This is a genomic window from Streptomyces sp. NPDC044061 (assembly GCF_056434305.1).
This window is the reverse complement of sequence record NZ_JBWKFL010000009.1, coordinates 33,110-55,903: the sequence shown is the minus strand read 5'-3', so window position 1 is coordinate 55,903 and position 22,794 is coordinate 33,110. Positions and strand designations below refer to the sequence as shown.

The window sequence follows — 22,794 nt, the reverse complement described above, 5'->3', positions numbered from 1 at the left end:
CGGTGAAGCAGGCCGCATTCGACAGTCGGGGTAGCCGGATCCGATGGACGGAGGTGCCCGGGGAGGAACCCGCGCGGGTGTACCTGCACGGACTCGGGTCGGTCTCCAGCGTGTACCACGCGCACATCGCGGCCCGCCCCGAACTCGCGGGCAGGCGCAGTCTCTTCGTGGACCTGCCCGGACACGGCATCATCGACCGGCCCGAGCACTTCGGTTACACACTGGAGGAGAACGCGGACGCCGTCGCGGCCGCACTGGACGACGCTGCTGTGGGCGGCGCCGAGCTGATCGCGCACAGCATGGGAGGTGCCGTCGCCATTGTGCTCGCCCACCGACGACCCGACCTCGTCTCCCGGCTGGTCCTCGCCGAGGCCAATCTGGACGCCTTCCCGCCCCGGACGGCCGGCAGCAGCGGAATCGCCTCCTTCGGGGAGGACGAGTTCGTCGAGGAGCAGTACGCGCGCGTGCTGGAAGCCGTAGGCCCCCTGTGGGCGGCCACCATGCGGCTCGCCGATCCCCGCGCGCTGCACCGCAGCGCCGTCGGCCTCCGGCGCGGTTCGGACCCCGTGATGCGCACGATCCTGGAAGGTCTGGCGATCGACCGCGTCTACCTTCAGGGTGAACAGAGCGGTGAACTCGCGGGCCGGCAGGGCCTGGAGGACGCCGGAGTCCGCGTGGTGACGGTGCCGGGCGCCGGGCACAACGTCATGTTCGACAACCCCGACGGCTTCGCGGCGGCCGTGGCGGGACGGGACTGACCCACCCCGGCCCTCAGCCCTCGCGGACCGCCACTGCGAGGAACCGGGCGTCCTCGTCGACGTACGAGGTCATGCGCCACCCGGAATCGGTCAGCAGAGGGCCGAGATTGACCTCCGCCCGCAGATCGTCGGGGGTGATCTGCCGCCCCTGCCGGGCCGCCAGGGCCGCCCGGCCGATGGGATGGAACAGCGCGAGCGTGCCGCCCGGTCGCACCACGCGGACCAACTCCCGCAGGTTCTCGGCGGGCTTCGGCAGGTGCGTTATCAGGCCCGCCGCGAACACGGCGTCCAGGGACCCCGACCGCAGCGGCAGCGTGGCGACGTCCGCGAGGAGCAGGCGCCCCTCCCGGTTCCGGCCGGCCCGTACGGCGGCCTGGAGCATCGCCGCGGTCAGATCGACCCCGGCCACCACGCCGGTGGGCCCCACGGCGGCACGCAAGGGCGCAAGGGCGCGCCCGGTGCCGCAGCCGGCGTCCAGTACCCGATCACCCGTGCGCAGACCCAATTCCGCGACCGCGGCCGCGTAGGCGGGGCCGTCGTCGGGGAACCTGCTGTCCCAGTCGGCCGCGCGGGCGGTGAAGAACTCCCGGACATGCGTGTGGTCGTAGCTCATGTTCCGCATGATTCCTCACCGGCACGGGGGACATTCCTGCGCGCATGTTCGAGCTGGACGCGATCGTTCCTTCACCTCTCTGTGTCATATTCCAACACCTTTCGAAATGCGCCCCCTTTGTGCGCCCCTGCCCCCGCTAGCGTCCCGGGGCCATGGGACACCTGGACCACGCCGCCTTCGGCTGGCTGACCCCCGTGCTGTCGTACCTGATGGCCTGTATAGGCGCCGCACTGGGCCTGCGCTGCACGATGCGCGCGCTCGCCACCACCGGCCGCTCGCGCCGCAACTGGCTCGTCACCGCCGCCTCCGCGATCGGGACGGGCATCTGGACCATGCACTTCGTGGCCATGCTCGGCTTCCGCGTCAGCGGCACCGACATCCGCTACGACGTGCCGCTGACCATCCTCAGTCTCGTCGTCGCCATGGTCGTCGTCTGCGGCGGCGTCTTCGCCGTCGGCTACAGCCGGGACCGCAACCGTGCCCTGCTCCTCGGCGGGCTCACCACCGGGGTGGGCGTCGCCAGCATGCACTACCTGGGCATGGCGGCGGTACGGCTGCACGGCGACGTGACCTACGACCCCGTGCTCGTCGGGCTCTCGGTCCTGATCGCCGTCGTGGCGGCGACCGCGGCCCTGTGGGCGGGGCTCAACATCAAGTCGCCCCTCGCGGTCACGCTCGCCTCCCTCGTCATGGGGGCGGCCGTCAGCAGCATGCACTACACCGGGATGTTCGCGGTGAGAGTGCGCGTCATCCCCTCCGGCGACGCACTGCCCGGGGCCACGGCGATGCAGTTCATCTTCCCCCTCGCCGTGGGCCTCGGGTCCTATCTGTTCCTCACCTCGGCCTTCGTCGCCCTCTCGCCCACGGCCGACGAGCGCGAGGCGTCCGCCTCGGCCCAGCGCCCCGTCCAGAGCGCCGCCCGCTAGCGGGAGCCCGGCCCCGGAGCCCACGACCCACGTCCCGAGCGAGGAGGCCATGCGCCCACCCCGTAGCACCCCCGAAGCCGGCACCCCGGCGCAGTCCCCGCCCACGCCGCGCGGCCGTCGCGCACATGCCGGACCACCGGCAGACGAGGCCGCGGACCGGCCCCTCCACACGCTGCCCGACAACGCGCCACCGCGCGCGGGTCGTTGGCGCGCACGCCCCCGCACGGTGCGCGCCAAGGTGGTCTGCCTGCTGATGGTGCCCGTCGTCTCCCTGCTCGCCCTGTGGGCGTACGCCACCGTCAGCACCGCCCAGGACGTCGCCCGGCTCCGCGAGTCCCAGCGGGTCGACGCCGAGCTGCGGGCCCCGATCGCCGCCGCCGTCACCGCCCTGCAGACCGAACGCGCCGCCGCCGTGCGCCATGTCGCCGACCCGGGGTCCGGAAGCGGCGACGATCTCGAAGGGCTCGCCGCCCGTACCGACCGCGCGGTGGCCAAGCTGCGGCTCGGCGACGACAACACCGTCGCCGACAGCCAGGAACTGCCCTCCGGAGTCGCCGGACGCCTCGAGGCCTTCGTCACCGCTGCCGAGCATCTGCGCGCGCTGCGGACCGCCGTAAGCGACCACGAGGCCGGCTGGAGCGAGGTGTACGCGCAGTACACGAACGCCATCGGTACTGCCTTCAGCGTGGACGGCGCACTGACCGGCATCCAGCAGGCCGACGTCGGCGCCGACGCACGCGTGCTGTTCGAGTTCTCCCGTGCCGGCGAGGCGCTGGCCCAGGAGGACGCCGTCCTCGGCAGCGCGCGCCCGGCCGCCGGCCTCCAGGGCGAACGGCTGCGGCTGTTCGGCGCGGCCGCCGCCACCCGCCGCACCCTCACCGAGGCGGCCGTCGCCGACCTGCCCGGCGCTCAGCGCGCCGCCTGGCGCGACCTGGCCGGCGCCGGCGCCTACACCTCGCTCACCTCCACCGAGGACAGGATCCTCGCCGCCGGTTCCGGCGCGAAGGCGGTCGACACGGCACCGGCGACCGCCTGGAACACCGCCCACGCGCGCGTGCAGGACGGCATGCGGGCCATCGCGGCGGACACGGGCCGTGCCGTCGCGGGCCGCGCCGACCCGTTCGCACGCGGTCTGCTGAGCCCGGCGGGCGCCGCCGTCCTCTTCGGCCTGGTCGCCGTCGTCGCGTCGCTCGTGATCTCCGTCCGCATCGGACGGGCCCTCGTGGTCGAGTTGGTGAGCCTGCGCAACGACGCCCTGGAGATCGCGCGGCGCAAGCTCCCCGCGGCGATGCGGAAACTGCGCGCCGGCGAGGAGATCTACATCCAGGCCGAGGCCCCCGCCGGACCGCCCGCCGAGGACGAGGCCGGACAGGTGGCCGAAGCCCTGACCACCGTGCACCGCGCCGCACTGCACGCGGCCGTGGAGCGCGCCGAACTCGCCAGCGGCATCTCCGGGGTCTTCGTCAATCTGGCCCGCCGCAGCCAGGTGCTGGTCCACCGTCAGCTCAGCCTCCTGGACAGCATGGAACGACGCTCCGACGATCCCAACGAGCTGAGCGACCTCTTCCGGCTCGACCACCTCACCACCCGGATGCGGCGCCACGCCGAGAGCCTGATCATTCTCTCCGGAGCCGCACCCGGCCGGGCCTGGCGCATGCCCGTGTCCCTGACGAACGTCGTACGTGCGGCCGTCTCCGAAGTGGAGGACTACGCGCGCGTGGAGGTACGCCAGCTCCCGGAGGCCGCCGTCATAGGCGGGGCCGTGGCCGACCTCACCCACCTGCTCGCCGAACTCGTTGAGAACGCCGCCCAGTTCTCGCCGCCCCACACGCGCGTGCGCGTCACCGGCGAGCCCGTCGGCAACGGATACGCCGTCGAGGTCGAGGACCGGGGTCTCGGCATGGGCGCCGACACTCTCGCGGACGCCAACCGGCGCATCGAGCAGTCCGAGGCGCTGGACCTGTTCGACAGCGACCGCCTGGGACTGTTCGTGGTGAGCAGGCTCGCCTCCCGGCACGGCATCAAGGTGCACCTGCGCACCTCGCCCTACGGAGGCACCACGGCGGTCGTGCTGCTGCCCACCGCGCTGCTGCACACCGGTTCCGCGGAGCGCCGGAACCACGAAGAGGCGCCGGTACGGCCGGAGCCGCCACGCGAGTACGCGCGCGTGCCCGACGCGCCCCCGCCCCCCGCGGCGGTCACCGCGCAGAGCGGCCGACCCGCCCTCGCGGTCGACCCACCGGCTCCCTCGACCCCCGCGCACGAACCCCCGCCCCCCGGAGTCGCCACCTTGAGGCTGCACCGCCCACCGGCCGACTCCGAACCCTCCGACAACCTCCCGCGCCGAGTGCGCCAGGCGAGCCTCGCCCCCCAACTCCGCCATCAGCGCGCCGAAGAGCCGGCGCCCGACCCCGCACCGCGCGCCGACGACCGGCGCACCCCCGAACTCGTCCGGGACCGTATGGCGGCCTACCGCGACGGCTGGGTACGGGGCGGCGGCAGGCAACCTGGCCGCGGCTCCGCCCCGGAACCCGGAACGGGCAGTGACAGTACTGAAGGAGACCCGGCATGATCCAGGACCCGAACCTGAGGGCCGCCCAGCGATCCGGCGAACTCGACTGGCTGCTGGACGACCTGGTGATGCGGGTGAGCGAGGTACGGCACGCCGTCGTGCTGTCCAACGACGGCCTGGCCGTCGGCGCCTCCACCGGTCTCGCACGGGAGGACGCGGAACATCTGGCCGCCGTGGCCTCCGGCTTCAACAGCCTCGCCAAGGGCGCGGGAAGGCACTTCGGAGCGGGCGGCGTACGCCAGACCATGGTGGAGATGGACGACGCCTTCCTCTTCGTGGCCGCCGCCGGCGAAGGCTCCTGCCTCGCCGTCCTCACCGCCGTCACCGCCGACATCGGCCTGGTCGCCTACGAGATGGCGCGACTGGTCAAGCGGGTCGGCGAGCATCTCTACACCGCGCCGCGCGTCGCCGCCCAGCCGCCCGCTGCCGGATGAGCCGGAAGGGCGGCACCGATGACCGAGACACCGAACGGCGGCCCGAGCGAGCAGGGCAGCCAGTGGTACGACGGCGAGGCCGGGCCCCTGGTCCGCCCCTACGCCATGACCGGCGGCCGCACCCAGGCCGGCCCCACCGGTGTGCGCTTCGACCTGATCGCCCTCGTCACCCTCGACCCCGCCGCACCGGCGGTGGACGACGACACCGCGCTCGGCCCCGAACACCGGGCGCTGATCGACCTGTGCCGCACGGAGACCCAGTCCGTCGCCGAACTCGCGGCCGACGCGGACCTCCCGGTGGGTGTGATCAGGGTGCTCCTCGGTGACCTTCTGGAACTGGGCTGCGTCACCATCAGCCGCCCGGTACCCCCGGCCCACCTGCCGGACGAGCGCATCCTGCGTGAGGTGATCGAGGGACTGCGGGCGCTGTAGATGAACGTTCCCAGCCCGGCGGGCACCGTGCCGCATCCCATTCCGTACACGTTCCGGAACCAACCGGGCGCGAACCGGTCACATCAGGTTCATTTCGGTCTGTTTTCCCGGAGATCTGCCGCAGTTGTCATGATGCTGACTTCCCGTTCCGAGTACCTCGACACCAACCGCAGCCGGCCCTCCCGAGAGAAGTGATCATGGTCTCCGAGCACCCCGACGCCGCCGGCGACATCTCCGCCCTGGCGCTGAAGATACTCGTCGCCGGCGGTTTCGGTGTCGGCAAGACGACCCTCGTCGGGGCCGTCAGCGAGATTCGCCCGCTGCGCACCGAGGAACTGCTCAGCGAAGCGGGCCAGTTGGTGGACGACACCGACGGCGTGGACCAGAAGGTCACCACGACCGTCGCGATGGACTTCGGGCGCATCACCATCCGCTCCGGCCTCTCGCTGTACCTCTTCGGCACACCGGGCCAGGACCGCTTCTGGTTCCTGTGGGACGAACTCTCCCAGGGGGCCCTCGGCGCCGTGGTCCTCGCCGACACCCGCCGGCTGGAGGACTGCTTCCCGGCGGTCGACTATTTCGAGCACCGGCGCATCCCGTTCGTGGTGGCCGTCAACTGCTTCGCCGGAGCGCGCGGCTACGGCGCCCACGACGTCTCCCGGGCCCTCGATCTGGACCGGGGCACTCCGGTGGTCCTTTGCGACGCGCGGGACCGGGACTCGGGCAAGGAGGTGCTGATCCGACTCGTCGAGTACGCCGGGCGGATGCACACCGCCCGGCTCCTCGACTCGGTGGGCTGAGCCTCAGGCGGCCAGGTCCTTGACCGCCACCACTTTGTCCACGGTGACCCGGACGAGCAGCTCGCCCGGGACGCCGTTGCGGGCCCCGTACTCCTCCGCGCGCTCCTCGCCCATGTACCGGGCGGCGATGCGGGTGGCCCACAGGCGCACCTCGTCCAGTTCCTCCGACAGCCGGGCGCGACCGCTCAGCACCACGAAGTGGAACGGGGGCCGGTCGTCGTCCACGCACAGGGCGACACGTCCGTCACGGGCGAGATTGCGCCCTTTCACGGTCTCCTTGCCGGTGTTGAAGACCAGTTCGTCCCCGTCCAGCAGGTACCAGATCGGGGCCACATGCGGGCTCCCATCGGCGCTGACGGTGGACAGCTTGCCGGTTCGGGTCCCGTACGAGACGAACGCCCGCCATTCCTCATCGGTCATCTTCTGTGCCATACGCCCATCCTGCTTGCCCGGACGCCGGTCGTGGGGAAGGCTGGCCAACAGATCCTCCGGCCAGGGGGAGACGTCACACGGGGAGACGGAGACATGGCGCAGAACCAGGGACTCGGCTGGCTCCTGGACGATCTGACCGAGCGGGTGGACCATGTGCGGCACGCGCTGGTCCTGTCCAACGACGGGCTGGTCACCGGAGCGAGCACGGGCCTTCGCCGGGAGGACGCCGAGCACCTGGCCGCCGTCGCGTCCGGGCTGCACAGCCTGGCCAAGGGTTCGGGACGCCACTTCGGCGCGGGCACGGTGCGTCAGACGATGATCGAGTACGACGACGCCGTGCTGTTCGTGACCGCCGCCGGCACCGGCAGCTGCCTGTGCGTGCTCAGCGGTGCGGAGGCCGACATCGGCCAGATCGCCTACGAGATGACCTTGCTCGTCAACCGCGTCGGCGAACACCTCGGGGTGGATGCCCGACGACCCGAACGGACACCCCTGACCGACCTCTGACCTGCGTGTTCCGCGTGCCCGCAGAGTTATCCACAGGCTTGCCACGGACTGCGCCGAACCGGCTACGGTGTGTGCACGGCGAACGCACAGGGCGTGAGCCACACGCTCCACGGGGGAGTACGACCATGTCGGGCAGCACGTTCGTTCCATCCCGCTCCGTCACCTGCGCACCGAGCCGGGCGGCTCGCGAACTGGGTCTCAAGCGCAGCGAGTTCGAACTCGCCGTCCACCTCGGGCGCATCCGTACCGTGCCCGACGACGGTGGCGGAGGACCCCGGATCGAGCGGGACGAGATCGACCGGCTGCGCTCCCAGCCCGGCTTCCCGGAAGCCCTCCGCGAGCGCGTGCACGTCGTGGGCACGGCCGAGGGAGCCGCGCTCATGAAGATCCCCGCCGGCCGGTTCACCCGGCTCGCCCGCCTGGGCCTCCTGGTGCCGGTGCGCTTCTATCTCAACCGCTACCGAGCCGTGGTCTGGCTCTATCTGGCCGAGGAACTACGGCAGTTCGCGGCCGGCAGCGAGAACGCCCATCTGCTCAAGGGCCGTACGCCCGAGACCCTCCGCGGCCAACTGGCGGCAGGGGTGGACCTGCGAACCCGCAACTGGCGGGGACGGCATCTCGGATTCCTGCTGCGCACCGCCGAGGACCCTTGGGCGCGCGCCGGCACCCTGGCGGCCTTCCTCCCCCTCGTCGACGTCGCGGACGTCGTCAGGGATCCGTACGAGCGTGCCCGGCTGAACCGCTTCCGGCCGGCTCCGCCCGACCACGGAGCGCCGGGATCGGCCTCGTCCCTTCTCGCCGAGGAGCTCATGACGGCCCAGGACGCGGACGAGATCGGCTGGTTGCGCAGCGAGCTGGCGCGCGCGGTGGAACAGGCACGCGCCGGCGCACCGGCCCCGCGCCCGGCCGCACGGCAGGGCGAGACCGCGGGGCGACCGCCCGTACGACGTCCCCGGCCCGTGGTACGCACTGCCCAGCGCCACACCGCACACGCCGACGGCCCGGCGGCACCGCACACCGCGCCCGTCGCGGCCCCGAGCCCGGCCGGAAACCACGCGTGCCGATCGACGGCATCGCGGACCCCTCGCGGGCTGCGAGCCTGGCTACGACGCAGAAACCCACGGCCCGCAGGCGTCTGAGCCCCCCACTACAGGGTCCTGAACAGGCCCTCCTGGACGACCGAGACGAGCAGCCGCCCTCGCAGGTCGTAGATGCGCCCGCGGGCAAGACCCCGCCCTCCGGTGGCGATCGGGGACTCCTGGTCGTACAGGAACCACTCGTCCGCGCGGAAGGGGCGGTGGAACCACATGGCGTGGTCCAGCGACGCCATGTCGAAGTTCCGCGGACCCCACAGGGGTTCGATCGGGATGCGGACAGCGTCCAGGAGAGTCATGTCGCTGGCGTAGGTCAGCGCGCACGTGTGCACCAGCGGGTCGTCGCCGAGCGGACCGACAGCACGCATCCACACGGCGCTGCGCGGCTCGGCACCCTCGATCTCCTCGGCGTTCCAGCGCAGCCGGTCGACGTAACGGATGTCGAAGGGCTGGCGACGCGCCATGCGCTCCAACTGCTCAGGCAGCGCGCCCAGATGCTTGCGTATCTCCTCGGTCACCGTCGGCAGGGACTCCGGGTCCGGCACCTCACGCGCCGGCGGCAGCTGGTGCTCGAACGGTCCTTCCTCAGGCTTGTGAAAGGAGGCGGTCAGATTGAAGATCGTGCGGCCCTGCTGCACGGCCGTGACCCGGCGCGTCGTGAACGTTCGCCCGTCGCGGACCCGCTCCACCTGGTACACGATCGGCACGCCCGGCCGGCCCGGGCGCAGGAAGTACGCGTGCAGCGAGTGCACCGGGCGCTCGCCGTCCGTGGTGCGCCCGGCGGCGACCAGTGCCTGGCCCGCCACCTGGCCGCCGAAGACCCGCTGCAGGGACTCCTGCGGGCTGCGGCCACGGAAGATGTTGACCTCGATCTGCTCCAGGTCGAGCAGGTCGACCAGTCTCTCGGCCGGGTTCGTCATCGCTGGGAATCTCCTGTGCTCACAGCTGACCGACATCGGTGACGCGCACGACCGCCCGGCCCTCGGCGTCGGAGGCCGCGAGGTCGATCTCCGCGCTGATGCCCCAGTCGTGGTCGCCGTTCGGGTCGTCGAAGATCTGCCGGACACGCCAGAGGCCGTTCTCCGGCTCCTCCTTGATGACCAGCAGCTTGGGGCCGCGGGCGTCGGGACCCGTGCCGAGGTCGTCGTACTCGTCCCAGTACTTGTCCATCGCCTCGCCCCACGCCTCGGCGTCCCAGCCGGACTCGGCGTCCAGCTCGCCCAGTTCGCCGACCTGGTCGAGGGCGGCCAGCTCCACGCGGCGGAACAGCGCGTTGCGGACGAGGACCCGGAAGGCGCGCGCGTTGGCGGTGACGGGCTTGACCTCGTCGGCCTTCTCCTGGGCCTCCTCGGCGGTCATCTCCTCCGGGTTGGCCAGCTGCTCCCACTCGTCCAGCAGGCTGGAGTCGACCTGGCGGACCATCTCGCCGAGCCACTCGATCAAGTCCTGCAGGTCCTCGGACTTCAGGTCGTCCGGGATGGTGTGGTCGAGGGTCTTGTAGGCGCTGGCGAGGTAGCGCAGCACGATGCCCTCGGTGCGGGCCAGCTCGTAGAAGGACACCAGTTCCGTGAAGGACAGTGCCCGTTCGTACATGTCCCGGATCACCGACTTCGGGGACAGCGGGTGGTCACCGACCCAGGGGTGGCTCTTGCGGTAGGTGTTGTACGCGTGGAAGAGCAGCTCTTCCAGCGGCTTCGGGTACGTGACGTCCTGGAGGCGCTCCATGCGTTCCTCGTACTCGACGCCGTCGGCCTTCATCGCGGCCACGGCCTCGCCACGCGCCTTGTTCTGCTGGGCGACGAGGATCTGCCGCGGGTCGTCCAGGGTGGACTCGACCACGGACACCATGTCGAGGGCGTAGGAGGGCGACTCCGGGTCGAGCAGTTCGAACGCGGCGAGCGCGAACGTGGACAGCGGCTGGTTGAGCGCGAAGTCCTGCTGCAGATCGACCGTGAGCCGGACGATGCGGCCTTCGGCGTCCGGCTTGTCGAGCTTCTCCACGATCCCGCCGTCCAGCAGCGAGCGGTAGATCGCGATCGCCCGCCGGATGTGCCGGAGCTGCTGCCTGCGCGGCTCGTGGTTGTCCTCGAGGAGGTGGCGCATCGCCTCGAAGGCGTTGCCGGGACGTGCGATCACCGACAGCAGCATCGTGTGCGTCACCCGGAACCGCGAGGTGAGCGGCTCGGGGTCCGACGCGATCAGCTTCTCGAAGGTGTTCTCCGTCCAGCCGACGAAACCCTCCGGCGCCTTCTTGCGCACCACCTTGCGGCGCTTCTTCGGATCGTCGCCCGCCTTGGCGAGGGCCTTCTCGTTCTCGATGACGTGCTCGGGCGCCTGCGCCACGACGAGTCCTGCCGTGTCGAAGCCGGCCCGGCCGGCCCGGCCCGCGATCTGGTGGAACTCGCGGGCGCGCAGCGTGCGCACCCGGCTGCCGTCGTACTTGGTCAGCGCGGTGAACAGCACGGTCCGAATGGGCACGTTGACGCCCACGCCGAGGGTGTCGGTGCCGCAGATGACCTTCAGCAGACCGGCCTGGGCGAGCTTCTCCACCAGGCGGCGGTACTTGGGCAGCATGCCGGCGTGGTGGACGCCGATGCCGTGCCGGACGTAACGGGAGAGGTTGCGGCCGAACTTGGTGGTGAAGCGGAAGTTGCCGATCAGCTCGGCGATCTGGTCCTTCTCCTCGCGCGAGCACATGTTGATGCTCATCAGCGCCTGCGCGCGCTCCACGGCCTGCGCCTGGGTGAAGTGCACGATGTACACCGGGGCCTGCTTGCTCTCCAGCAGGTCGGTGAGCGTCTCGGTGAGCGGGGTGAGCTGGTACTCGTAGGAGAGGGGCACCGGACGGGTGGCCGAGCGGACCACCGCGGTGGGGCGGCCGGTGCGGCGGGTGAGGTCCTTCTCGAAGAAGGACACATCACCCAGGGTCGCCGACATCAGAATGAACTGCGCCTGGGGGAGTTCCAGCAGCGGGATCTGCCAGGCCCAGCCCCGGTCACCCTCCGCGTAGAAGTGGAACTCGTCCATCACGACCTGGCCGACGTCGGCGTCCTTCCCGTCGCGCAGCGCGATGGACGCCAGCACCTCGGCGGTGCAGCAGATCACGGGCGCGTCGGCGTTCACCGAGGCGTCGCCGGTGAGCATGCCGACGTTCTCGGTGCCGAAGAGCTTGCACAGCTCGAAGAACTTCTCCGACACCAGCGCCTTGATCGGCGCCGTGTAGAAGGTGACCTCGTCCCGGGCCAGCGCGGCGAAGTGCGCGCCCGCCGCGATCATGCTCTTGCCGGACCCGGTGGGCGTCGAGACGATCACGTTCGCCCCGGAGACCACCTCGATCAGCGCCTCCTCCTGGTGGGGGTAGAGGGTGAGACCGCGCTCCTGTGCCCACGACTCGAAGGCTTCGTACAGGGCGTCGGGGTCGGCGGTCGGCGGCAGCTGATCGATGAGGGTCACGCCCCCATCTTGCCTGGCCTTCCTCCCGAGGGGGGAATCGGCTGCGGACACGAAGATCATGGCCGCTACGCTGTGTCGCCGACGAGACGTCGGTGCACCAGGTCAACTGGACAGCGGCACACGAGGAATGGGGCGGGAAGCGGCCATGATGGGACCAGCACACTCACTGTCGGGGGCCGCGGCCTGGCTCGGCGTCGGAGCGGCGGCCGCAGCGGCCGGGCACCCGATGCCCTGGCCGGTCCTGCTCGTCGGGGCGCTGATCTGCGCGGGCGCGGCGCTCGCCCCGGACCTCGACCACAAGGCGGCCACCATCTCGCGGGCCTTCGGACCGATCTCGCGGTGGATGTGCGAGATCGTGGACAAGCTGTCGTACGCCGTCTACAAGGCGAGCAGGAAGAACGGCGACGCGCGCCGCTCGGGCGGCCACCGCACGCTGACGCACACCTGGCTGTGGGCGGTCCTCATCGGCGCAGGCAGCTCCGCCGTGGCGATCGCCGGGGGGCGCTGGGCGGTGCTGGCGATCCTCTTCGTGCACATGGTGCTGGCGATCGAGGGTCTGCTGTGGCGGGCGGCCCGGGGCTCCAGCAGCGATGTCCTGGTCTGGCTGCTGGCCGCGACGAGCGCCTGGATTCTCGCGGGAATCCTGGACAAGCCGGGCAACGGCTCCGACTGGCTGTTCACCGCGCCGGGACAGGAGTACCTGTGGCTGGGGCTGCCGATCGTGCTGGGCGCGCTGGTGCACGACATCGGGGACGCGCTGACGGTCTCCGGGTGCCCGATCCTTTGGCCGATTCCGGTGGGCCGCAAGCGCTGGTACCCGCTGGGGCCGCCGAAGGCGATGCGGTTCCGGGCGGGCAGCTGGGTGGAGCTGAGGGTGCTGATGCCCGCGTTCATGCTGCTCGGAGGGGTGGGCTGCGCGGCGGCCCTCAACATGATCTGACCCCTTGGCCCCCGTCAGATCGCCTCGTCCGTCTCCGTCCCGCCGTACCGGCGCTCGAAGCGGGCGATGCGGCCCTCGGTGTCCACCGTGCGGGCCTTGCCGGTGTAGAAGGGGTGGCTCTCGGAGGAGATCTCCACGTCGACCACCGGGTAGGTTTCCCCGTCGTCCCACTCGATGGTCTGCTCGCTGCTCGCGGTCGACCGGGTGAGGAAGGCGTACCCGGCGGCGCGGTCGCGGAAGACCACGGGGCGGTACTCGGGGTGCTTGTCCTGCTGCATGGCGGCTCCTCGCGCGGCGCGTTCGGGCAGGGGACGTCGGCGCCGACCGCGTCAGCCGGACAGGGAGTCCTCGTCGACGATGTGCATCGCCGCCTCCTCGGCGGAGGCCGCGGCTCCGTCGATGCCGACGTCGGTGGCGACGAGGGCGCTCTCCTCGTCCTCGTGCGCGCCCTCGTCGGGGGCGACCAGGCGGCCGGAGCGCATGTGGCCGACCTCGTTGTCCAGCAGTTCCCCGTCGGTGCTGTCGCAGTCGCCGATGCCGTCGCCGTCCGGCGCCTCGGTATCGGGCAGCTCTTCGGCGAGCCGCTGGTCCAGTGTCTCCCCGGTCAGGCGTTCGCGCGCCGTCACCCCGTTGTGCTCCACCGCCCACGGCCGCTCGGGAGGGGACCAGCCGCGGTCCAGCGGATCCTCGACGCCGTCGAAGTCCAGCGTGTCCTCGACGTCGAGCACGCCCGAGTCCTCCCGGATCTCCGAGGGATCGGGCTGGTATACGTCGTCCCCGAATCCGTCGGCGCTGTCCACGGGTACCTCCAGGTGGTGAGGACGGCCTCGCGCCCCCGCGGGGGGCCGCGCGCCGCCGGCACGCTCGACACGGGCACGCGGCGGGAACCGGTCGGTTCCCGGCCGATCCCCGAGCCGGTGCCGTTATCCAGCCTTCCACCCCTGTTCGGCACCGCGCAACGGCACGGGGCGTGTTCCGGTGTCCCGCACCGCTGCCAGGCCTGCCACCCGGCCCCCTGCCCGGGCTCGCCCCGGCGCCCCGGGCGGCTCACAGCCGAGCGGGCGGACCTCCGTACGCGCCGGGAGCGGCCGCCGCGGCGGGCCGGGACCGTGCGTGGCGGAGCGCAGGCGAGCCCCCACACCCCGGCCCCCGGCCGTGCCGGCCGCGCCTCATCCGTGCCACGACCGCCACAGCGCCGCGTACGCCCCGTCCGCCGCGACCAGCTCGTCGTGGCTGCCCAGCTCGGTGATGCGGCCGCTTTCCACGACCGCGATCACGTCCGCGTCGTGGGCGGTGTGCAGGCGGTGGGCGATGGCGACCACCGTGCGGCCGTCGAGCACCCGGGCCAGGGAACGTTCCAGGTGGCGGGCCGCGCGCGGGTCGAGCAGCGAGGTCGCCTCGTCCAGGACCAGGGTGTGCGGGTCGGCGAGCACCAGCCGGGCCAGCGCGATCTGCTGGGCCTGCGCCGGGGTCAGCGTCAGGCCGCCGGAGCCCACCTCGGTGTCCAGGCCGTCGTCCAGTGCCCGTGCCCAGCCGTCCGCGTCGACCGCGCCCAGCGCCGCCCACAGCTCGGCGTCGGTGGCACCGGCGCGGGCCAGCAGCAGGTTGTCGCGCAGGGAGCCGACGAAGACGTGGTGCTCCTGGTTGACGAGGGCCACGTGCGAGCGGACGCGTTCGGCGGGCATCCGGGACAGCTCCGCGCCGCCCAGGGTGATGTGGCCCTCCCGGGGCGCGTAGATGCCGGCGAGCAGCCTGCCCAGCGTGGACTTGCCCGCGCCGGAGGGGCCGACCAGGGCCAGCCGGGTGCCCGGGGCGACCTTCAGGGACACCTGGCGCAGCACGTCGACGCCCTCGCGGTAGCCGAAGTGCACCCGGTCGGCGTGCACGTCCCGTCCGCCGGGTGCCACCGAGGCGTCCCCGGCGTCCGGCTCGATGTCCCGGACGCCGACCAGCCGGGCCAGCGACACCTGGGCGACCTGTACCTCGTCGTACCAGCGCAGGATCAGGTTCACCGGGTCGACGAGCATCTGCGCGACGAGCGCACCCGTCGTCAGCTGGCCGACCCCGATCCAGCCCCGCAGCACGAAGGCGCCGCCGACCATGAGGACCGAGCCGAGCACGATGACGTGGACGGCGTTGATGACCGGGAAGAGCACGGACCGCAGCCACAGTGTGTACCTCTCCCAGGCGGTCCACTCCTTGATCCGCCGTTCCGACAGGGCGATGCGCCGGGCGCCCAGGCGGTGCGCCTCGACGGTGCGGCCCGCGTCCACCGTCTCGGCGAGCGCGGCGGCGACGGCGGCGTACCCGGCGGCCTCGGAGCGGTAGCCGGAGGGCGCCCGCTTGAAGTACCAGCGGCACCCGGACACCAGCACCGGTACCGCGAGCAGCACGGCGGCCGCCAGCGGCGGGGCCGTCACGACGAGCCCGCCGAGCAGCAGCAGGGCCCAGACGACACCGATCGCCAGCTGCGGCACGGCCTCACGCATGGCGTTCGCGAGGCGGTCGATGTCGGTGGTGATGCGGGAGAGCAGGTCGCCCGTGCCCGCCCGCTCCAGCACGCCCGGCGGCAGCCCCACCGAGCGGACGAGGAAGTCCTCGCGCAGGTCGGCCAGCATCCGCTCGCCGAGCATCGCACCCCGCAGCCGCACCTGCCGCACGAACCCGGCCTGCACCACGAGCGCGAGCAGGAACAGAGCGACCGTCAGGCCCAGACGCAGCTCCCGTGCTCCGTCCGACACCCGCTCGACGAGTCCGCCGAGCAGGTACGGACCCACCATGGAGGCGACCACGGCCACGGTGTTGACGGCGATGAGGAGCAGGAAGGCCCGGCGGTGCCGGCGGAACAGTTCGGCCACGTAGGCGCGCACGGTCGCGGCCGCGCCGACGGGCAGGGTGGTGGCGGTCGTCGGGGCCGCCGGGTCGTACGCCGGTGGCGCAACGCCGATCATGCGCTCTCCTCGATCTCTTCAAGCTTCTCGAGGGCGCCCAGCAGGGCGCCCTCCGCGGCCAGGCCCACATCCGCCGCGGCCGCGGCCGCCTCGGCGTCGGTCTCCCGTGTCACCACGGCCCGGTACCGCGGCTCGGCGTCGACCAGCTCGCGGTGCACGCCGACCGCCACGACCTCGCCCTCGTGGACGAGGACGACCCGGTCCGCGCGGTCCAGCAGCAGCGGCGAGGAGGTGAACACCACCGTCGTCCGCCCCGAGCGCACCCGCCGCAGCCCGTCCGCGATCCGGGCCTCGGTGTGCGAGTCGACCGCGGAGGTCGGCTCGTCCAGCACCAGTACCTCGGGGTCGGTCACGAGGGACCGGGCCAGCGCGAGCCGCTGGCGCTGGCCGCCCGACAGGGACCGGCCGCGCTCGGTGATGCGGGCGTCCATCGGGTCGGCGGCGTCCAGCGACCCCTGCACCAGGGCGTCCAGCACGTCCTCGCACTGCGCTGCCGCGAGGGCGTCCGCGGCCGGTACGGCTCCGGACGAGGGCACGTCGAGCAGTTCGCGCAACGAGCCGGACAGCAGCACCGGGTCCTTGTCCTGGACCAGGACGGCGGTGCGGGCGCTGTCGAGCGGGAGCTCGTCCAGGGGGACTCCGCCGAGCAGCACCGAGGGGCCCGGCTCGGCGGGGTGGCCGCCCAGCCGCTCGGCGAGGCGCCCGGCCGCGTCCGGGTCGCCGCACACGACGGCGGTGAGCCGGCCGGCGGCTGCGAGCAGACCGGTGGCCGGGTCGTACAGGTCGCCGCCCGGCACCTCGGCGTCGCGGGAGCCGTCGGTGTCCGTGGGCCGCTCGAGTGACAGCACGCGCGCGGCCCGTCGGGCCGAGGGCCGCGAGAAGGAGTACGCCATGGCGATCTCCTCGAAGTGCCGCAGTGGGTAGTTGAGGACCATGACCGCGCTGTAGACGGTGACGAGTTCGCCGACCGTGATCCGGCCCTGGCGGGCCAGGTGGATGCCGTGCCAGACGACCGCGATGAGCAGCAGTCCGGGCAGCAGCACCTGGATCGCGGAGATCAGCGACCACATCCGGGCGCTGCGCACGGCCGCGTGCCGTACCTCCTGCGAGGCGCGGCGGTAGCGGTCCAGGAACAGCTCCTCGCCGCCGATCCCGCGCAGCACCCGCAGCCCGGCGACCGTGTCCGAGGCCAGCTCGGTGGCCCGTCCCGCCTTCTCGCGCTGGACGTCGGCGCGGCGCGTGGCCCGGGGCAGCAGGGGCAGCACGGCGAGCGCCACGACCGGCAGACCCACGGCGACGACCACACCCAGGGCAGGCTGGTAGACGACCAGGCCGACGCACACCACGACGACCGTCAGCGCGGCGGCGGTGAAACGGGAGACGGCCTCGACGAACCAGCCGATCTTCTCCACGTCTCCGGTGGAGACGGCCACCACCTCGCCGGCCGCGACCCGCCGGGTCAGCGCGGACCCCAGCTGGGCCGCCTTGCGCGCGAGCAACTGCTGGACGCGGGCGGCGGCGGTGATCCAGTTGGTGACGGCGGACCGGTGCAGGAAGGTGTCGCCGACCGCGATGGCCGTGCCGCACAGCGCCATCAGACCACCCGTCAGGGCGAGGTGGGTGCCGGAACGGTCGATGACGGCCTGGACGGCGAGGCCGACGCAGAAGGGCAGCGCGGCGACGGCGACGAAGTGCAGCAGGCCCCAGGCCAGCGCCTTGAGCTGGCCGCCCAGCTGGTTGCGCCAGAGCCACCACAGGAAGCGGGGTCCCGAACTGGCGTCCGGTACGCCCGGGTTGGAATACGGAAGGTCTTGAATCTGCATGACGTCCCAGTGGCTCGTGTCAGGGAAGGCGGGGGCGGCGACAAGCCGTGACAGAGTCGCGTCGCAGAGTGGTGAATTTCAAACGGTTTTCCCGGACGGTCCGCGAAATCCACCGGGTTCCGGCCAGCCGCCGTCGCAGGGTGGCACGGCCGCCCCGCAGGCCCGTACGGAGCAGCCGGAACGTGATGCGACCATGGGTGCGTGCGGATCTACGGTGTGCGGCGTGCGGCGGTCGCGGTGGCGGCTTTCGGAACCCTTTTGGCGGCCCTGTCCGCATGTGGCACGGAGGGGCGCGGCAGCGTCGCCCCCCAACCCGGCGCCAAGGCGGGGCGGTCCGGTGCCGGCAGCCGCGACCCACACCGCATCCCCGGTCTCGGCACCCGCCTGCAGCGGCGGATACCGGCCGGCTCCCGGCAGGTGGTGGCCGTCTACGGCCAGGGCAAGGACTCGGCGGACTCCACGGTCGTGCTCTACGCCAAACAGGGGGCGGCATGGCGGCGGATCCGGAGCTGGCCGGCGCACAACGGCAAGAAGGGCTGGACCACCGACCACCACTCCGGCGACCGGCGCAGCCCCGTCGGCGTGTTCACGCTCACCGACGCGGGCGGCGTGCTCAAGGACCCGGGCGCCGAGCTGCCGTACACCCAGGACGCTTCCTTCGCCGCCCCGCACTGGTGGGCCAAGTCGCACTGGCACGACTTCGACTACGTCATCGCCATCGACTACAACCGCGTCAAGGGCACCCCGCCGAACGATCCGACGCGCCCCGAGGGCGAGGACAAGGGCGGGAGCATCTGGCTGCACATGGACCACGGCAGTGGTACGTCCGGCTGCGTCAGCATGTCCAGGCCGGACATGGAATACCTGCTGCGCACGCTCGACCCGGACCGGCGGCCCGTGGTCGTGATGGGGGACAGGGCGGAGCTGACGAGCTAGCAGGGATGGCGTGACGCCTCATTGCGGGGCGGGCCCGACTCCCCGTAGAACACCGGCCATGAGAAGACGGATGGTCATGTCCATGCTCGCCGGGGCGACCCTTCTGGCGAGCACGCTCCTCGGTACCGGGTCCGCTGCCGCGCAGGCCGGCACGCGAGCCGCCGCCCGAGCCGCCGACGTACCCGCCGAGTTCGGCACCGACTGGCACGACCCGGTGACGGCCGCCCCGCCCGTCGACCGGCCGCACACCAAGTCCTGCCGGGTGACCCTGGCCGAGGCCCAGTTCCGTGACTTCACCCCCTACCGGGGCTCGTACACACCGCCCAGCGGCTGCGGTGACCGCTGGAGCAGGGTCGTCCTGCGCCTCGACGGCAAGGTGAAGGGCCGTCAGTACGACCGCCTCGGGTATCTGCACGTCGGCGGGGTGGAGATCCTGCGCACCTCGACGCCCGAGCCGTCACCGGACGGCATCGAGTGGCACGTGGAGAAGGACGTCACCCGATACAGCGACACCTTCCGTGGCCCGCGGGACGTCGAGATGCTCATCGGGAACGTCGTGGACGACACCTACACCGGCGTCATCGACGTCAAGGTGACCCTCACCTTCTACGCGGGCCGCCCCGCGTCGCCCGCCCCCGACCGCGTGCTCACCCTCGCCGACACGCCCGACGGCACGACCCTGACCACCCCGCGCAACAGCGAGCGCGTCGTCGCCGAGGTGTACGCCACCGGATCCGGCGGGGGCTGCGAGGAGTTCTGGTACCTGACGGTCGCCGACCCGGCGTCGTACTCCTGCAAGGCCGACCACGGTCCGTACCGCGAGGTGCAGATCAAGGTCGACGGGCAACTCGCCGGAATCGCGTCACCGTTCCCGAACGTGTGGACCGGTGGCTGGTCCAACCCCTTCCTCTGGTACGTCGTCCCGGCTCCAGGCGCCTTCGACGTCCGGCCCGTCGAGTACGACCTCACGCCCTTCGCCGGGCTCCTGAACGACGGCCGCCCGCACCGTGTCGAGGTCTCCGTCGTGGGCGTCCCCGCGGGGCAGTCCGGCTGGAGCGCCCCCGTCAACGTCCTGGTCTGGCAGGACGCGCACCGCGCCCGGGTCGCCGGCGCGCTCACCACGGACAGGGCGACCGACATCATCAACTCCTCGACCTACACGCCCGGTGCCGAGAACCGCGTCGACACGCGGGCCGGACACCGGCTCACCGTCTCCGGATACCTGAACACCTCCCACGGCCGCGTGACCACCACCGTCACCCGCACGCTCGCCAACGCCTCCGCGCACCGCTGGACCGACGGCGAGAACACGGACGGGCTGGACGCGACCTGGACGGACGACGAGACCGTGGCGGTGTGGGGGCAGGGCCCCGCGCGGACGACGCACACCCACCGGACGTACACGATGAACGGCGCGACGACCCTCGGCACGGACGACCGGCTGCGCACCGTGCTGACCCTCGGCGACCGGGCGGCGGTCGTGGAGCGGCAGGGCGGCCGGCGCACCGCGTGGTCGCGACTGGACGACACCTACAGCGGTGACGCCACGTACACGGCCAACGTCCCGCGCGACCAGCGGCATGCGGTCGGCACGTCGAGCGAGCGTTACCGCCTCCACGGTTCGAACGGCTGCTACGACCACTCGCTGACCACCGTGCAGGGAGTGCTGACGGAGGACCGGGACCGCTGCTGACCCCGGCCGACCCGCACGCGGCCCCCGCTCCGACTCGGGAGCGGGGGCCGCGGTCGGTTCAGCAGCGGTTGGCCGACTCTCCGTCGATCAGGGTGTCCAGCAGCACACCGAGCACCTCGCGCTCCTTCTCCGTCAGCGGGGCGAGGATCTCCTCGGCGGCCGACCGGCGTGCCCCGCGCACTTCGCGCAGGGCAGCCCGGCCCTCGTCCGTCAGCTCGATGCGGGTCACGCGCCGGTTCGCCGGGTCCGGCACCCGTCGCACCTTGCCGCTCGCCTCCAGCCCGTCGACCAGCGTCGTCACCGCACGCGGCACCACCTCCAGGCGCTCGGCGAGGTCCGCCATGCGCGGGGGCGAGCCGTAGTGCGCGAGCGTGCGCAGCAGCCGGGACTGGGCCGGGGTGACGCCCAGCTCGCGGCGCTCCAGGTGGCGCTTCTGGATGCGGTGCACCCGGCGGGTGAGCCGCAGCAACTGCTCGGCGAGCAGGCCGTCGGGATCGGGGCTGGTCATGCGGGAACAATATCAGGATGCCGTTCATTGTGAGTATAGGTAACAATGAGCTACGATCCGTCAGTCATCGTCGGTCGCCTCCCGGGGCCGGCCCCGTTCCCCGCCGTAGGAGCCCATGCATCCCGACCGTGAACCCTCCTGGACCCCGCCCGCCGACGCCGGGCAACAGCCCCGGCAGGTGCGCCGCATCCTCAAGCTCTTCCGCCCCTACCGCGGGCGGCTCGCGATCGTCGGCCTGCTCGTCGGCGCCGCCTCGCTGGTCTCCGTGGCCACGCCGTTCCTCCTCAGGGAGACCCTCGACGTCGCGATCCCGGACGGCCGCACCGGCCTGCTGAGCCTGCTCGCGCTCGGCATGATCCTCAGCGCGGTCCTCTCCAGCGTCTTCGGCGTGCTGCAGACGCTGATATCGACCACCGTCGGCCAGCGCGTCATGCACGACCTGCGCACCGCCGTCTACGGCCGTCTGCAGCGCATGTCGCTCGCCTTCTTCACCCGCACCCGCACCGGCGAGGTGCAGTCCCGCATCGCCAACGACATCGGTGGCATGCAGGCCACCGTCACCTCCACCGCCACCTCCCTGGTCTCCAACGCCACCAGCGTGGTCGCCACGATCGTCGCGATGGTCGCCCTCGACTGGCGCCTCACGGTCGTCTCGCTGCTCCTGCTGCCGGTCTTCGTGTGGATCAGCCGCCGCGTCGGCAACGAGCGCAAGAAGATCACCACCCAGCGGCAGAAACAGATGGCCGCCATGGCCGCCACGGTCACCGAGTCGCTGTCCGTCAGCGGCATCCTGCTCGGCCGCACCATGGGCCGCTCCGACTCGCTCACCGCGTCCTTCGCGGAGGAGTCCGAACAGCTCGTCGACCTCGAGGTGAGGTCGAACATGGCCGGCCGCTGGCGCATGGCCGTGATCACGATCGTCATGGCCGCGATGCCCGCCGTCATCTACTGGACCGCCGGCCTCGCCCTCCAGCTCGGCGGCCCGCAGGTCTCCCTCGGCACGATCGTCGCCTTCGTCTCGCTCCAGCAGGGCCTGTTCCGCCCGGCCGTGAGCCTGCTGGCGACCGGCGTCCAGATCCAGACCTCGCTCGCGCTCTTCCAGCGCATCTTCGAGTACCTGGACCTGCCCGTCGACATCACCGAGCGCGAGACGCCGGTCCACCTCGACCAGATCAAGGGCGAGGTCCGCTTCGAAGAGGTCGAGTTCCGGTACGACGACAAGGGCGGCGCCGTCCTCGACGGCATCGAGGTCACCGTCCCGGCCGGCGGCAGCCTGGCCGTGGTCGGCCCGACCGGCGCCGGTAAGTCCACGCTCGGCTACCTGGTGCCCCGGCTCTACGACGTCACCGGCGGACGCGTCACCGTCGACGGCGTCGACGTGCGCGACCTCGACTTCGACACCCTCGCCCGCGCGGTCGGCGTCGTCTCGCAGGAGACGTACCTCTTCCACGCCTCCGTCGCCGACAACCTGCGCTTCGCCAAGCCGGACGCCACCGAAGAGGAATTGCACGCGGCGGCCCGGGCCGCCCAGATCCACGACCACATAGCGGCGCTGCCCGACGGCTACGGCACCGTGGTCGGCGAGCGGGGCCACCGCTTCTCCGGTGGCGAGAAGCAGCGCCTGGCGATAGCCCGCACCATCCTGCGCGACCCGCCGGTCCTCATCCTCGACGAGGCGACCAGCGCCCTGGACAACCGCACCGAGGCCGCCGTGCAGAAGGCCATCGACGCCCTGTCGGCCAACCGGACGACCCTCACCATCGCCCACCGTCTGTCCACCGTCCGCGGTGCCGACCAGATCGTAGTCCTGGACTCCGGCCGGGTCGCCGAACGGGGCACGCACGAGGAGCTGCTGGAGCTGGACGGACGATATGCGGCCCTGGTGCGCCGGGACGCACAGCTGGAACCGGCGGGCTGACGCG

At 72.1% G+C, this 22,794-nt stretch carries 21 protein-coding genes; 12 read left to right on the top strand and 9 right to left on the bottom strand.

The features are described from left to right. Window positions 1–2: 2 nt before the first annotated feature. Window positions 3–758, top strand: coding sequence for an alpha/beta fold hydrolase (locus AC07CM_RS16320; RefSeq protein ID WP_478877051.1), 756 nt, complete (start codon window positions 3–5; stop codon window positions 756–758). 13 nt (window positions 759–771) lie between these two features. Here the strand turns inward: AC07CM_RS16320 and AC07CM_RS16315 are convergent, their stop codons facing one another. Then, a complete protein-coding gene (locus AC07CM_RS16315) occupies window positions 772–1,371 on the bottom strand; it encodes a class I SAM-dependent methyltransferase (RefSeq protein WP_478877050.1) in 600 nt (199 codons plus the stop codon). Between the two features lie 152 nt (window positions 1,372–1,523). Between AC07CM_RS16315 and AC07CM_RS16310 the strand changes: the two genes are divergently transcribed. The 5 genes from AC07CM_RS16310 (at window position 1,524) to AC07CM_RS16290 (ending at window position 6,535) form a co-directional block, all read left to right on the top strand. Next, a complete protein-coding gene (locus AC07CM_RS16310) occupies window positions 1,524–2,297 on the top strand; it encodes an MHYT domain-containing protein (RefSeq protein ID WP_478877049.1) in 774 nt (257 codons plus the stop codon). A 49-nt stretch (window positions 2,298–2,346) separates the two neighbouring features. Then, complete coding sequence (locus AC07CM_RS16305; protein WP_478877048.1) at window positions 2,347–4,869, top strand: sensor histidine kinase; 2,523 nt, start codon at window positions 2,347–2,349, stop codon at window positions 4,867–4,869. After that, entirely contained in the window at window positions 4,866–5,303 is a 438-nt protein-coding gene (locus AC07CM_RS16300) for a roadblock/LC7 domain-containing protein (RefSeq protein ID WP_478877047.1), read from the top strand. Before AC07CM_RS16305 ends, AC07CM_RS16300 begins: the two co-directional genes overlap by 4 nt. Before the next feature lie 18 nt (window positions 5,304–5,321). After that, window positions 5,322–5,735, top strand: coding sequence for a DUF742 domain-containing protein (locus AC07CM_RS16295; RefSeq protein ID WP_478877046.1), 414 nt, complete (start codon window positions 5,322–5,324; stop codon window positions 5,733–5,735). A 197-nt stretch (window positions 5,736–5,932) separates the two neighbouring features. Then, entirely contained in the window at window positions 5,933–6,535 is a 603-nt protein-coding gene (locus AC07CM_RS16290; protein ID WP_478877045.1) for a GTP-binding protein, read from the top strand. Between the two features lie 3 nt (window positions 6,536–6,538). Here AC07CM_RS16290 and AC07CM_RS16285 read toward each other — a convergent pair whose 3' ends face one another. Continuing rightward, entirely contained in the window at window positions 6,539–6,967 is a 429-nt protein-coding gene (locus AC07CM_RS16285; protein ID WP_478877044.1) for a PPOX class F420-dependent oxidoreductase, read from the bottom strand. A gap of 93 nt (window positions 6,968–7,060) precedes the next feature. On the opposite strand from AC07CM_RS16285, the gene AC07CM_RS16280 reads away from it, so the two are divergent. Together AC07CM_RS16280 and AC07CM_RS16275 are read left to right on the top strand one after the other, a co-directional pair. After that, complete coding sequence (locus tag AC07CM_RS16280; RefSeq protein ID WP_478877043.1) at window positions 7,061–7,474, top strand: roadblock/LC7 domain-containing protein; 414 nt, start codon at window positions 7,061–7,063, stop codon at window positions 7,472–7,474. 125 nt (window positions 7,475–7,599) lie between these two features. After that, a complete protein-coding gene (locus AC07CM_RS16275) occupies window positions 7,600–8,613 on the top strand; it encodes a DUF6397 family protein (RefSeq protein ID WP_478877042.1) in 1,014 nt (337 codons plus the stop codon). Window positions 8,614–8,621: 8 nt separating this feature from the next. Here the strand turns inward: AC07CM_RS16275 and AC07CM_RS16270 are convergent, their stop codons facing one another. After that, the gene (locus tag AC07CM_RS16270; RefSeq protein ID WP_478877041.1) at window positions 8,622–9,488 is read right to left on the bottom strand and encodes an acyl-CoA thioesterase; all 867 of its coding nucleotides are present in this window, start codon (window positions 9,486–9,488) and stop codon (window positions 8,622–8,624) included. A gap of 19 nt (window positions 9,489–9,507) precedes the next feature. Beyond that, entirely contained in the window at window positions 9,508–12,021 is a 2,514-nt protein-coding gene (locus AC07CM_RS16265) for a DEAD/DEAH box helicase (protein ID WP_478877040.1), read from the bottom strand. Between the two features lie 145 nt (window positions 12,022–12,166). Between AC07CM_RS16265 and AC07CM_RS16260 the strand changes: the two genes are divergently transcribed. Further along, the gene (locus AC07CM_RS16260; protein ID WP_478877039.1) at window positions 12,167–12,961 is read left to right on the top strand and encodes a metal-dependent hydrolase; all 795 of its coding nucleotides are present in this window, start codon (window positions 12,167–12,169) and stop codon (window positions 12,959–12,961) included. 14 nt (window positions 12,962–12,975) lie between these two features. Here the strand turns inward: AC07CM_RS16260 and AC07CM_RS16255 are convergent, their stop codons facing one another. From AC07CM_RS16255 to AC07CM_RS16240, 4 genes are all read right to left on the bottom strand, one after another. Next, complete coding sequence (locus AC07CM_RS16255; protein ID WP_478877038.1) at window positions 12,976–13,239, bottom strand: type B 50S ribosomal protein L31; 264 nt, start codon at window positions 13,237–13,239, stop codon at window positions 12,976–12,978. Between the two features lie 51 nt (window positions 13,240–13,290). Further along, entirely contained in the window at window positions 13,291–13,761 is a 471-nt protein-coding gene (locus tag AC07CM_RS16250; protein ID WP_478877037.1) for a DUF5709 domain-containing protein, read from the bottom strand. A 369-nt stretch (window positions 13,762–14,130) separates the two neighbouring features. Next, on the bottom strand, window positions 14,131–15,912 hold the full coding sequence (locus AC07CM_RS16245; protein ID WP_478877036.1) for an ABC transporter ATP-binding protein: 1,782 nt from the start codon (window positions 15,910–15,912) through the stop codon (window positions 14,131–14,133). Beyond that, a complete protein-coding gene (locus AC07CM_RS16240) occupies window positions 15,909–17,735 on the bottom strand; it encodes an ABC transporter transmembrane domain-containing protein (RefSeq protein WP_478877035.1) in 1,827 nt (608 codons plus the stop codon). The genes AC07CM_RS16245 and AC07CM_RS16240 overlap by 4 nt, the downstream gene beginning before the upstream one ends. Before the next feature lie 201 nt (window positions 17,736–17,936). Here AC07CM_RS16240 and AC07CM_RS16235 point away from each other — a divergent pair, with 201 nt between their 5' ends. Then, window positions 17,937–18,671: a L,D-transpeptidase family protein gene (locus AC07CM_RS16235; RefSeq protein ID WP_478877034.1), complete on the top strand. Its 735-nt coding sequence runs from the start codon at window positions 17,937–17,939 to the stop codon at window positions 18,669–18,671. A 58-nt stretch (window positions 18,672–18,729) separates the two neighbouring features. Then, on the top strand, window positions 18,730–20,364 hold the full coding sequence (locus tag AC07CM_RS16230; protein WP_478877033.1) for a peptide-N4-asparagine amidase: 1,635 nt from the start codon (window positions 18,730–18,732) through the stop codon (window positions 20,362–20,364). Window positions 20,365–20,422: 58 nt separating this feature from the next. Here the strand turns inward: AC07CM_RS16230 and AC07CM_RS16225 are convergent, their stop codons facing one another. After that, window positions 20,423–20,872, bottom strand: coding sequence for a MarR family winged helix-turn-helix transcriptional regulator (locus AC07CM_RS16225; RefSeq protein ID WP_478877032.1), 450 nt, complete (start codon window positions 20,870–20,872; stop codon window positions 20,423–20,425). 115 nt (window positions 20,873–20,987) lie between these two features. Between AC07CM_RS16225 and AC07CM_RS16220 the strand changes: the two genes are divergently transcribed. Next, window positions 20,988–22,790, top strand: a complete 1,803-nt coding sequence (locus AC07CM_RS16220) for an ABC transporter ATP-binding protein (protein WP_478877031.1) — start codon at window positions 20,988–20,990, stop codon at window positions 22,788–22,790. The last annotated feature ends 4 nt before the right edge of the window (window positions 22,791–22,794 follow it).

What these genes read in the sequence shown, in the direction of transcription:
- AC07CM_RS16285 (WP_478877044.1), bottom strand. Translation starts at nt 6,967, where the DNA reads ATGGCACAGAAGATGACCGATGAGGAATGGCGGGCGTTCGTCTCGTAC.
- AC07CM_RS16290 (WP_478877045.1), top strand. Translation starts at nt 5,933, where the DNA reads ATGGTCTCCGAGCACCCCGACGCCGCCGGCGACATCTCCGCCCTGGCG.
- AC07CM_RS16220 (WP_478877031.1), top strand. Translation starts at nt 20,988, where the DNA reads ATGCATCCCGACCGTGAACCCTCCTGGACCCCGCCCGCCGACGCCGGG.
- AC07CM_RS16310 (WP_478877049.1), top strand. Translation starts at nt 1,524, where the DNA reads ATGGGACACCTGGACCACGCCGCCTTCGGCTGGCTGACCCCCGTGCTG.
- AC07CM_RS16240 (WP_478877035.1), bottom strand. Translation starts at nt 17,735, where the DNA reads ATGCAGATTCAAGACCTTCCGTATTCCAACCCGGGCGTACCGGACGCC.
- AC07CM_RS16230 (WP_478877033.1), top strand. Translation starts at nt 18,730, where the DNA reads ATGAGAAGACGGATGGTCATGTCCATGCTCGCCGGGGCGACCCTTCTG.
- AC07CM_RS16295 (WP_478877046.1), top strand. Translation starts at nt 5,322, where the DNA reads ATGACCGAGACACCGAACGGCGGCCCGAGCGAGCAGGGCAGCCAGTGG.
- AC07CM_RS16315 (WP_478877050.1), bottom strand. Translation starts at nt 1,371, where the DNA reads ATGAGCTACGACCACACGCATGTCCGGGAGTTCTTCACCGCCCGCGCG.
- AC07CM_RS16225 (WP_478877032.1), bottom strand. Translation starts at nt 20,872, where the DNA reads ATGACCAGCCCCGATCCCGACGGCCTGCTCGCCGAGCAGTTGCTGCGG.
- AC07CM_RS16260 (WP_478877039.1), top strand. Translation starts at nt 12,167, where the DNA reads ATGATGGGACCAGCACACTCACTGTCGGGGGCCGCGGCCTGGCTCGGC.
- AC07CM_RS16305 (WP_478877048.1), top strand. Translation starts at nt 2,347, where the DNA reads ATGCGCCCACCCCGTAGCACCCCCGAAGCCGGCACCCCGGCGCAGTCC.
- AC07CM_RS16275 (WP_478877042.1), top strand. Translation starts at nt 7,600, where the DNA reads ATGTCGGGCAGCACGTTCGTTCCATCCCGCTCCGTCACCTGCGCACCG.
- AC07CM_RS16255 (WP_478877038.1), bottom strand. Translation starts at nt 13,239, where the DNA reads ATGCAGCAGGACAAGCACCCCGAGTACCGCCCCGTGGTCTTCCGCGAC.
- AC07CM_RS16270 (WP_478877041.1), bottom strand. Translation starts at nt 9,488, where the DNA reads ATGACGAACCCGGCCGAGAGACTGGTCGACCTGCTCGACCTGGAGCAG.
- AC07CM_RS16280 (WP_478877043.1), top strand. Translation starts at nt 7,061, where the DNA reads ATGGCGCAGAACCAGGGACTCGGCTGGCTCCTGGACGATCTGACCGAG.
- AC07CM_RS16245 (WP_478877036.1), bottom strand. Translation starts at nt 15,912, where the DNA reads ATGATCGGCGTTGCGCCACCGGCGTACGACCCGGCGGCCCCGACGACC.
- AC07CM_RS16300 (WP_478877047.1), top strand. Translation starts at nt 4,866, where the DNA reads ATGATCCAGGACCCGAACCTGAGGGCCGCCCAGCGATCCGGCGAACTC.